The sequence below is a fragment of the Methanocalculus sp. genome, from assembly GCF_030651615.1.
Lineage (GTDB): Archaea > Halobacteriota > Methanomicrobia > Methanomicrobiales > Methanocorpusculaceae > Methanocalculus.
The window spans coordinates 1-10,257 of sequence record NZ_JAUSCG010000034.1 but is presented as its reverse complement, the minus strand read 5'-3'; the positions used below and the strand labels follow the sequence as shown (position 1 = coordinate 10,257).

The window sequence follows — 10,257 nt, the reverse complement described above, 5'->3', positions numbered from 1 at the left end:
TTATCTGAAGAACACAGGCTTAAAAGCTTCCCGATTCTTCGATACAGCGATATTTGCGCTTAAAAAGAATATTTCAATAAGTGAGTTACGAATAACGTCCTTTACGAGCTTAGATTGCGAAAAGAACGATATAAAAAATGGGCCTGTCCGGATTCGAACCGGAGATCTTCGCCGTGTAAGGGCGACGTCATAACCAGCTAGACCACAAGCCCTCTGTGATTCCTATAGATATTGCCGCGAGTTAATTAAAGACTGCCGATCCGAAACACAAATAGGAGGGGGATTTCCCTTATCCGGGAAACCCATTCAGATAAAACCAAACGACTTCAGCGTGACCTCGGGGTTGACGGCACCAACATGGTAGACCGCACCCTCAGAAAGTTCGTTGATGATAACCTCTGCCGGTGAGAAGAGCGAGGTATCGATCTGGTAGAAGTCATAATTTGCCTCTTTGAAGATCTCATTGAAGGGCTTTCCATAGCCTTTCGAGGTGTTGCTTGGGATTTTATCGAGATAATCCTTGATCTCCGGCGCATTCATCGTCAGGCAGATTCTGCCATGGTAGATGGTTGCATCGTTTGTCACACCCATTGCAAGCTTCGGTCCGCGAACCGGCGGAACAGGGGCCGTTCCAAAGCCGGAGATGATCTTCTTCGTATCAAATCCAAGCTCATTTAACTTGTAGATCGCAGTCTCAACACAACGACCGGCGACCTGAACAGATCCGACCATTGAAGAGGTCGGTGCGACGACTGCAGCAACATTTTCAACCTCTACCTTACAGGCATCTGCAATCTTCTTCATCACTTCGCCGTTTGGAAGCGTGTCTGACTCAAGGCAGATCACAGCTGCGTCAAACTCATCCTCATACTCGATCACTTCGAAGGTGTGTTTCGGCTTCAGCGAGAGCGCACGGGCAGGGCCGCTCCCCATCGCAAAGTAGTTCCCTTCCTTCACAGTCCATCCGGCCTTCTGCGCACCAAGACAGGAGATTGCAGGGAAATCCGTATTGATATCAATGAAGGGCATGGGGAAGGAGCCGATCTCTCCCATACGGAATGTGACCTCGCCAAGGCCTCCCATACAGATCCGGGTGAAGTATTCACCAGCACCATATCCACCAGGCACGCTCACACCGCAATCCACAATACGCGATCCATTATCGAGTTCGTGGTAGGCGACATTGAGGAGATCTGAGATTTCTACAAGCTCTTCAAAGAGATCCAATCCAAGTTCGTTAACACTGACCATATAATCCCTCTAGCATCAATAATGAGTGAGGAAGAATAGATAAGAGTTACCAAATGAACTCCATCAACCAACCTCGGCAAGGACCGTCTCAGGATCAAACCTCAATGTGATCAACCGCGTCCTTCCCCTGCCGGATCGGTAATCCAGATTTATCAACCGGATTGTATCCAGTTTTTTAATGATCTCATAGTATCTCGTATAACCAAGGCTCATCTTCTCCAGAACTCCGCTATGGACACCACCCGCAGAGGTCTCAACGCCATCTCTGCTCATCGATCCGATAACAGAGAGCACCACCTTCTCATCATCCCGGAGAGATCGGACAAGAGAAGAGAGATGGAAGCGCTGGGAGACCTCATATGCCCTGCTGACATCTTCCCGGTTAACCGATTTTCGTGCGTCCCTCTCCGCTAACAGACCGGCGCGCTTCAGAAGATCGATACCGACACGGAGATCCCCCACCCTCATCGTCTGATCGACCACCAGATGAAGAACCTCATCTGATACAACCCCTGGATAAAAACCCTGAGACACCCTCATTCTGAGGATCTCTTCCACCTCTGCTGCTGTATAGGGAGGAAAGAAGACCTCTGTCGGGCGGAGGACTGAGGCAACCCGTGCATCAAATGCTGTCACCGGATTAACATCCATATCAGAGAAGATCACAATTGCAGAGACCCTGACAGTTTCATATGCCTCGTGAGCACGGAGGAGAGGGTAGAGGACATTGTTAATCTCATTTTCATGGAGAAGATAATTCGCATCATCAAGACAGACGATTAACACCAGATCATCCTTCACCAGAAGCCGACAGACCGCATCATAGACCTGCTTAAAACTTGTTCCTGAAGCCTGGGGGAGATGGCCGGCAAGTCGTTTATAAATTCTGGCAAGGATCGCATACCGGGTATTATCAATCTGACAGTTCACATGAACAGGCACGATCTTTTTTGTATTCCCCTCAATCTCCTCAAAAAGTTTCTTCACCGTCGTCGTCTTCCCGGTACCCGGAGGGCCGCGGCAGAGGGACTTTAACGGCCGGCCACCCCGGAGTGCAGGCTGAATCTGAAATGAAAGGTCAGCAATCTGTTGTTCACGAAAGAGGAACTCATCAGGGATAAAATCGATCTCAAAGACCATAGGGTCACGAAAGAGCGTTTCATCCCACATCAGCAACCTCTTTGACATAACAGTCCTCCCTCCTCTTCAGTTCTTGTTCATACACTTTTTACAGAGTGTTTTATTCATAAAGAGGTGACTGACGTCATGCTGAACCTTATTCACCCCGGCGCCACATGCCTCACAGACGAATAACCCGACAGCTTGTTTTACAGAAGAGGTATCCTCTTTCTCCGGAGGAGCAACCGCATCTTCTCTAACCTCAGATGAAGCAGCCTCTTCCAAAGGAGGAGATTCCGGAGACGGAAGAACAGGCTCGGGAGCATCAACACCCGAAAGATCATGACCAGTCTGTATCTCCATCACCTCATCACCCGTGACCGGGCAGGAGGCAATTGAGCCTGCATCTGCCTCTCCAGGGTGAAGAGAGCCAAAGACCCTGCGCCTGTAGTGATCCACACGCTCTGCCGTCACAGGATCCTCCCGGCCAATCCCGGCAAGCACACCATCGAGGAACCCGGTAAGTTCTGAGACATCCTCGTCCGACTCAACCTCGCCGGTCACATCGAACCTGATATTTTCATAATTATCAAGGTTGATCGTGATGCCGATCGTCATCTGTTTACGGGAACCCATACATTCACTATCCCCTCACGGAGGAATAAGGTTTTGCGGAAGAACCATCCCCCTTCAAGATCCACATACAGATGGCAGATGATGAGAGTTACCCCCGCTGACATTCCGGATGATGACGCAGGGATCTGATGCCGCTTATTCTGAAAAGAGCAGAGGGAGAAGATCCGGACCCCGGATCTGTCCAAATGAACCCTTTTCGGCCTCCCGCTCAGAGTACCTGCGTGTATCGTCACGACCTTTACCGATGATTGCAAAGGGAACAGGATCTCTTGTATGTGTCTTAAGCCGGATTGGCGTCGGGTGATCCGGAAGAACACAGATGATCCCATTAAAACTATCAAGAGCGATACCAATCGCCTCATCAAGCCGCTCAATAGCTTTTACCTTCTCTTCAAGGCTACCTAAATGACCTGCCTCATCGGGTGCCTCAACATGAACATAGACAAAGTCGAGCCTCTTCAGCGCGTCAAGAGCATACCGAATCTTACCATGATAGTCGGTATCAAGATATCCTGTTGCTCCGGGCACCCTGATTAACTCCATGCGAGCAGACCGTGCGATACCAAAGAGGAGATCCACTGCTGATATCATACCACCAGAGAGACCAAACATCTTCTCAAATGAGGGTATTGAAGGAGTTTTTCCCCCACTCCAGGGCCATATCGAAGTAGCCTCCGGCAGACCCCTCCGCGCACGCCCACTATTCACGGGATGGCCGGCAAAGACCTCCTCTGAAACAGCCATACACCTCCGCAATATATCTGCATCATCTCCCTGAGGCAGATAAGGTTCGATCTCTTCCCCTACGATATCATGCGGAGGAGTGGATCTGCCGCCACGCCCATGATGAAGAACAAGCAGGTTTCTGTAACTGATCCCGGGGTGGAGACTGACCTCAGGCAGAGCCTCCTGGAGCGATTCAAAGAGTTGTTTTCCCTCATCGCTCGATATATGCCCGGAAGAGAAATCTTCCATCACACCGTTTCGCACTGTCACCAGATTGCACCGGTATGCGATATCATCCTCTGTGAGATCCACACCCATCGATACCGCCTCAAGCGGACCTCGCCCGGTATAGTAAAGTGCCGGATCATATCCGAGAACCGAAAGGTTTGCAATATCAGATCCCGGCTCAAAACCATCAGGAACAGTCTCAAGGAGACCCATCCGCCCTTCACGGGCGATCGTATCCATATGTGGGGTGTAGGCATATTCAAGGGGCGTCTGCCCACCAAGCGCCTCTATTGGCTCATCCGCCATTCCATCCCCGAGGATGAGGAGGTATTTCCTCCGCCCTTCCCGCTCTTCATCCGGATACATGATAGATCTAGATTCATCCGTAGTATCATTAAAAGTCTCTTTAGCGCACATGATGTATCTGTGAAACCAGATATCTCACCCGGCGAAGCAATCGGCATCTTTCTTCGTGGACTTCTTATGGGCGGATCAGACATCATCCCCGGCGTATCGGGCGGAACAATGGCCTTCATCACCGGAATCTACGGCAGACTCATCAATGCAATTGCAGCGGTCCGGCCACAGACGGGCATTCGTCTGCTGCGCGGCGACATTGAAGGTTTCAAACAGGATTTTAAGACAATTGATCCGGTATTTCTTACCATCCTTCTTGCCGGGATAGGCACTGCTACACTCCTGATGTCACGGGCGATCCTTCATATCCTTGATGCCTATCCTGGTGAGGCATTCGGACTCTTCCTCGGGATCATCGTTGCATCATCAGTTTTGATCGCTTTCCAGATCGAATCGGCAAAGAGCCATGCATTCCTCTTCGTCATTGCAGGATTGTGTGTGGGATATCTGATCGGTGGCCTCCCGACCGGATCATTTGGCCATTCGCTCCCCATGATCTTTATAACCGGAATGATAGCACTCTGCGCGATGATCCTCCCCGGCATCTCAGGGGCGTATCTTACCCTCGTACTCGGCCAGTATGAATATCTTCTTCAGGCGATCAGAAATGTCTCCATCCTGGAGATTATCACATTTATCGCAGGTGGTGTAATAGGCATCCTCCTCTTTTCACGCGCACTCCGCTACCTCCTCGACCACTACACCGCCGCCCTCCTGGCCTTCCTGACAGGTATTATGCTCGGATCAACCCGTACACTCCTTGACAGGATCAATGAAGCAGGCGGCTATACTCCGGGCGTTATCCTCGCCTGCATCGCAGGTGTGATCCTCATAGGAATGGTTGAGTATCTCAGGCAGCAGAAGAAAGAGAAAATAATTCACAGGAGTGTATAGAGTCGGATCTCTTCATCCACCGTAGCAGATCAAAAAAAATGCGCTTACCTGGAGGTGCGGCACTCAAGAATTAATGTGTGATGCACAAAAGGGGTTATAATTTAATAAATTCATCAATAGTTAAACCAGCTTCATTAATAATAGCCCGGAGAGTTCCTTTTGGAATATCCATACCGGAATGATTTGGAACAATCGTTCTTCTTTTTGTTATAGGATTGTACCAGATCTCATGGCTCCCTTTTGCCTGCCGATCAAATACAAAACCTGAAGCCTTTAACCTTCGAATGACCTCTCGGGCTGATAATGAAGGAAGTTTAATCATTCGATCATACCGTTACACTGACAGGAATCTTAACATTTTTAATTATTTTTTTTGAAGAAACCAGATGCTCAGGAAGGGGGTCACCATGTTCAAGATATGATTCTATCAGTTTACGGGCTACATCCTGTGCAATCTCCATTGTTTCACTGATGGTTCTTCCCTGAGCAATAAGTCCCTGAATAGTGTCACTTGTTGCAAGATATCCTCCTTCATCAAGTTTCCGGATAGTTATTGATAGCATATATTCGGACATTGTATCTTCATCACCCTCCTGATTGTTCTGTTATCATATACTTCTTCACGTGTATACAAATTTGCATCGAACCCGGTGATCCGTGTCGCGAAATCAATTGCAACTATTCCGCCGGATATTCACGGATTTGGTTCTTCCTGAGGACGTTCTTTCACGGCTGTAACCGACCGTATGCACCAGGTTAGATTGGGTTTTCCGGTGGTGGACTTCCATCGCAATCATATGGCTATATAATCGGGGAAGAACAGTTCATCGTTATGCAGCCCTACCCTCGCGGCACTGGATTTTTTCGTGGACAAAAAAAGAGATTCTTCTCACTTACATACGAGAGCCGGTGAACTCGGAAAGCCCTGCCAGTACTGCCTCTCGTACACTCTCTTCTGACCCTATACCCGGCTTCCACCCCAGATCCATAATCTTCTGAACAGAAAGGAGCATCTTTGGAACATCCCCAACCCAGCCGCGGTCTCCACCGGTGAAGACGAATTCAACATCAGAGAGTCCCATCTCAGAGACGACGATCTCTGCCAGCGAGACGACATCAATCCAGTCGGTTGATCCGATATTATAGAAGTTGTACAACTCAGGACCATGCTCTGCAGCAAAGATCATCCCATCCACACATGCCCCGACTGAGAGGTATGACTTTGTCTGTGTTCCATCACCAAGAATCTCAAGTTTTGTTGGATCACGACGAAGTTTTCTGATGAAGTCAAAGATCACTCCGTGATTGCTCCGGGCTCCGATGATGTTTGCGAACCGGAAGACCGAGCCTTTTATCTTATAGGTATGGCAGTACGATGCGATCATCGCTTCAGATGCAAGTTTACTCGCACCATAGACTGAGATTGGAATCATCGGGGAATACTCTTCAGGAGTCGGTATAATCGATGCCTCACCATAGACCGTGGAGGTTGAGGTGAAGACGAACTCGGGCACCTTATACTCCCTCATTGCCTCAAGCACACGGACAGTAGCAATGACATTATTTTCATATACCGGGTATGGATGTGCCGCACTCCCCCGTACATCGGGATCGGCGGCAAGATGAAAGATCCGATCTGCTCCCTTGCACACACCCTGCCAGCCGTCTGCGAGGAGATTAGCGACCACCAGTTCAACCTTTCCTGTGTTTATATGCCCCTCGATATGCGCACGGCTCCCAGACGAGAGTGAATCAATCACAAGAACCCGGTCACCACGCTCCACCAGCGCATCGACGAGATGAGATCCGATAAATCCGGCACCGCCGGTCACGATACTGAACATTATACACTAATAGGTTAGGTAGACAATTAAGTACGTTATGTTCATCGGCATCGATCACGGGACGACAGCAATCCGCTTCGCCTCAGCAACCGACGAATTCAAGATAAGCCGCAGTGAAGCACGGGAATTCACCATTAATGATCTGGCACGCCTGGGTCGAATCGATGAGATAGAAGGGATCGCCCTCTGCTACTCGATGGGCGACAACTTCACTGCAATCACCGATATCACCCGCCTCAGCAACCGTGGAGTCGTAACACAAAAAGGTGCAGGTGAGCATGTAGGTGGCGGCACACGCGTCTTTGATGAGGTCGCAGCATCCGGTATTCCTGCTGTTGCGATACCTGGAATCCATCGTGGATCAGACACCGATCCCAGGTTCAAAGCATACTCCCACCAGACAAGTCCGGAGAAGATCGGAATCGCTTATCACGTCTCAAAAGATCTCGGAGATACCTTCGTTGTTTCTGATACCAGTTCAAATACCGTCACTCTCCTGATAAAAAATGGGAAGATCACCGGGGCATTTGATGCCTGTATCTTCGCGCCGGGAACGAAGCATGGCGCCCTTGACGTTGACGCTATCAGAAGAGTAGATTCTCATCTTGAGACGGCAAATGAGGCATTTATGCATGCTGGGGTCTCAAGCACCATGGCAGAAGACCTCCGGATCAGAACGATCGCAATGTTCGCCGCAATGGAGATCGCATCGATGCTTCTCCTTGCCCCGGATGCAAAAGTCGCACTTGCCGGGTCCTGTGCCCCTTCGATCGCAGATGAGGTGCAATCACTCCTACGATCAGATATTGCAGTCTATGATGAGTGGTCAGCATCACGTGGCCTTTCGATGATCGCAGAAGATATTGCATGCGGTAAAAAAGAGATTCTCGGGATTCCAGTGGATATTTAAGAACCATCATACGAGTAAAACTACACTTTTCACCCCATGCCGTAATTATATATGATTAATCGTGTAAGATTATATGGGGTTTATTCTTGAGAGAGTTACGCATCCATGGAAGAGGGGGGCAGGGCTCCGTCACCGCGGCTGAACTGATTGCAGTCGCCGCATTTCAGGGCGGCATTTATGCCCAGGCCTTCCCCGCCTTTGGTGTCGAACGGCGTGGCGCCCCGGTGCAGGCGTTTGTTCGATTTAGTGATGAGACGATCCGACTTCGCAGTCAGGTGTACGAGCCTGACTACATCATTGTGCAGGACAGCACGCTGATAAAAGACATTAATGTCTTTGCCGGAATGAAACCAGGCGGAGTTGCGATCATCAACACCGAGAAACCAGGCAAGTACAAGGCACCTGAAGGTGTCCGTATCATCATAATCGATGCAACGAAGATTGGACTCGAAGAGATCGGACTGCCGATTGCAAACACTGCCCTGATGGGTGCATTCGCTGCTGCAACCGGTGAGATTGAGTTTTCAGCTCTTGAAGACGCACTTCGCGGACGTTTTGAGGGGAAACTTGCCGATACGAACATCCGGGCTTCCCAGAGAGCGTATGAGATGGTTAAAGGAGGGAGTGCATAATGCCGCTTAATATCGGATGCACCGCCAGGCCGGGGAGAGGAAGGGACAACAAGACCGGATCATGGCGGGTATTCTACCCGATCTTTTCGAAAGAGAAGTGTACCGGATGCGGGATCTGTTCCCTCATCTGCCCTGAAGGATGTATCGAGAGGATCAATGAGAAAGAGTATATTCCCGACCTCGACTACTGCAAGGGCTGCGGCCTCTGTGCAGAAGAGTGTCCTGGAGAAGCAATAGCGATGGAGAAGGAGGAGAAATAATGAAAGAGATACTTGAGGGATCACATGCGATCGCTGAGTCGGTCCGGCTCTGCCGCCCACAGGTTATACCTGCATACCCAATCACTCCCCAGACCCATATCGTTGAGGCCCTCGCGGAGATGGTGGCAGACTGCCGTCTCAAGGCAGAGTATATCTGTGTTGAGAGCGAGTTCTCTGCACTCTCAGCATGTATCGGAGCATCTGCTGCGGGATCAAGGACCTATTCTGCAACGACATCACAGGGGCTCGCCCTGATGTTTGAGGTCTGCTTCAATGTTGCAGGGATGCGTCTGCCCATTGTGATGTCGATTGCAAACCGCGCTCTGAGCGCCCCGCTCTCCATCTGGAACGATCAGCAGGATTCAATCGCGCTTCGGGATTCGGGCTGGATACAGCTCTATGCAGAAGATAATCAGGAGGCACTCGATCTCCATATTCTTGCATATCGGATCTGCGAAGATCATGAGATTCTCCTCCCGGCATTCGTCTGTTTTGACGGATTCATCCTCTCACATACCTATGAACCGGTGGAGATGCCGACACAGGAAGAAGTTGACGCATACCTTCCGGCCTTTACACCCTATCAGAGACTCGATACAAAGGATCCAATCTCCTTTGGGATGTATGCAACACCTGACTATTACATGGAGTTCAGATATGAGAACCAGCGGGCGTTGCTACGGGTAAAAGAGGCTCTCCAGAAATATGGCGCACTCTTTGGTGAACACTTCGGCCGTGACTATTCCGCACTTGTCGAAGGATATCAACTCGATGATGCCGAGATCGCATTCGTCGCCATGGGTTCGATCTGTGGAACAACCAAAGATGCAATAGACGAGATGCGGGCTGAAGGCAGGAAGGTCGGCCTTCTTAAAATCCGGTGTTTCCGCCCGTTCCCATCAGATGAGATCGCAAGCGCCCTCTCCCATGTGAAGACGGTGGCGGTCCTTGATAAGAATATATCACTCGGATCGAAGGGTGCTATAGGTCTTGAGATAAAGGATGCTCTCTACGGTTCATCCATCGACGTCTACGACTACATTATCGGCCTCGGCGGTCGGGACATCCGAAAGAAGGACATCAAAGCGATCGTTGACCTTGCCGAGAAAGGCAGCGGTGATATGTTCTATGGACTGCGCGAGGAGTTGTTGTAAATGGTTGACAAAACGATAGAACATTTTGAATGCGGACACCGTGCCTGTGGCGGGTGCGGTGCTTCAAGCGCGGTCAGAATGATCTTAAAAGGTGCCGGGGAGGATGTGATCGTTGTATCACCAACCGGCTGTCTTGAGGTCTTCTCGACACCCTACCCTGAGACCGCATGGAAGGTGCCATGGATT

The 10,257-nt window shown here is 50.0% G+C and carries 12 protein-coding genes, 1 tRNA gene and 1 pseudogene; 6 read left to right on the top strand and 8 right to left on the bottom strand.

Annotation, left to right across the window (positions count from 1 at the left end; translation table 11 throughout):
* Positions 1-138: 138 nt before the first annotated feature.
* From Q7V06_RS01435 to Q7V06_RS01415, 5 genes are all read right to left on the bottom strand, one after another.
* Positions 139-212, bottom strand: a tRNA-Val gene (locus tag Q7V06_RS01435).
* A 94-nt stretch (positions 213-306) separates the two neighbouring features.
* Complete coding sequence (mch, locus tag Q7V06_RS01430) at positions 307-1,251, bottom strand: methenyltetrahydromethanopterin cyclohydrolase (RefSeq protein ID WP_304836993.1); 945 nt, start codon at positions 1,249-1,251, stop codon at positions 307-309.
* Between the two features lie 63 nt (positions 1,252-1,314).
* Entirely contained in the window at positions 1,315-2,439 is a 1,125-nt protein-coding gene (locus Q7V06_RS01425; protein WP_304836990.1) for an ORC1-type DNA replication protein, read from the bottom strand.
* Between the two features lie 18 nt (positions 2,440-2,457).
* Positions 2,458-3,006, bottom strand: a complete 549-nt coding sequence (locus Q7V06_RS01420) for a hypothetical protein (protein ID WP_304836987.1) — start codon at positions 3,004-3,006, stop codon at positions 2,458-2,460.
* 135 nt (positions 3,007-3,141) lie between these two features.
* Complete coding sequence (locus Q7V06_RS01415; protein ID WP_304836984.1) at positions 3,142-4,326, bottom strand: cofactor-independent phosphoglycerate mutase; 1,185 nt, start codon at positions 4,324-4,326, stop codon at positions 3,142-3,144.
* Between the two features lie 60 nt (positions 4,327-4,386).
* On the opposite strand from Q7V06_RS01415, the gene Q7V06_RS01410 reads away from it, so the two are divergent.
* Positions 4,387-5,271 carry a DUF368 domain-containing protein gene (locus Q7V06_RS01410; protein ID WP_304836980.1) on the top strand — a complete coding sequence of 295 codons (885 nt, stop codon included), beginning with the start codon at positions 4,387-4,389 and terminating at the stop codon, positions 5,269-5,271.
* A 94-nt stretch (positions 5,272-5,365) separates the two neighbouring features.
* Here Q7V06_RS01410 and Q7V06_RS01405 read toward each other — a convergent pair whose 3' ends face one another.
* The 3 genes from Q7V06_RS01405 to Q7V06_RS01395 all read right to left on the bottom strand — a co-directional run bounded on the left by Q7V06_RS01405 (position 5,366) and on the right by Q7V06_RS01395 (position 7,115).
* Positions 5,366-5,593, bottom strand: a complete 228-nt coding sequence (locus Q7V06_RS01405) for a type II toxin-antitoxin system HicA family toxin (RefSeq protein WP_304836977.1) — start codon at positions 5,591-5,593, stop codon at positions 5,366-5,368.
* A gap of 4 nt (positions 5,594-5,597) precedes the next feature.
* The gene (locus tag Q7V06_RS01400) at positions 5,598-5,846 is read right to left on the bottom strand and encodes a type II toxin-antitoxin system HicB family antitoxin (RefSeq protein ID WP_304836974.1); all 249 of its coding nucleotides are present in this window, start codon (positions 5,844-5,846) and stop codon (positions 5,598-5,600) included.
* A 318-nt stretch (positions 5,847-6,164) separates the two neighbouring features.
* Positions 6,165-7,115 (bottom strand): NAD-dependent epimerase/dehydratase family protein, encoded by a 951-nt coding sequence (locus tag Q7V06_RS01395; RefSeq protein WP_304836971.1) that lies wholly within the window; start codon positions 7,113-7,115, stop codon positions 6,165-6,167.
* Positions 7,116-7,152: 37 nt separating this feature from the next.
* Between Q7V06_RS01395 and Q7V06_RS01390 the strand changes: the two genes are divergently transcribed.
* The 5 genes and pseudogenes from Q7V06_RS01390 to Q7V06_RS01370 form a co-directional block, all read left to right on the top strand.
* Complete coding sequence (locus tag Q7V06_RS01390) at positions 7,153-8,025, top strand: methanogenesis marker 12 protein (RefSeq protein ID WP_304836968.1); 873 nt, start codon at positions 7,153-7,155, stop codon at positions 8,023-8,025.
* An 86-nt stretch (positions 8,026-8,111) separates the two neighbouring features.
* Entirely contained in the window at positions 8,112-8,657 is a 546-nt protein-coding gene (locus Q7V06_RS01385) for a pyruvate ferredoxin oxidoreductase subunit gamma (protein WP_304836965.1), read from the top strand.
* Positions 8,657-8,917, top strand: a complete 261-nt coding sequence (locus Q7V06_RS01380; protein WP_304836961.1) for a 4Fe-4S binding protein — start codon at positions 8,657-8,659, stop codon at positions 8,915-8,917. Before Q7V06_RS01385 ends, Q7V06_RS01380 begins: the two co-directional genes overlap by 1 nt.
* Positions 8,917-10,071 carry a pyruvate synthase subunit PorA gene (gene porA, locus Q7V06_RS01375; protein ID WP_304836958.1) on the top strand — a complete coding sequence of 385 codons (1,155 nt, stop codon included), beginning with the start codon at positions 8,917-8,919 and terminating at the stop codon, positions 10,069-10,071. The genes Q7V06_RS01380 and porA overlap by 1 nt, the downstream gene beginning before the upstream one ends.
* A pseudogene (locus Q7V06_RS01370) lies at positions 10,072-10,257 on the top strand (pyruvate ferredoxin oxidoreductase); the annotation flags it as partial.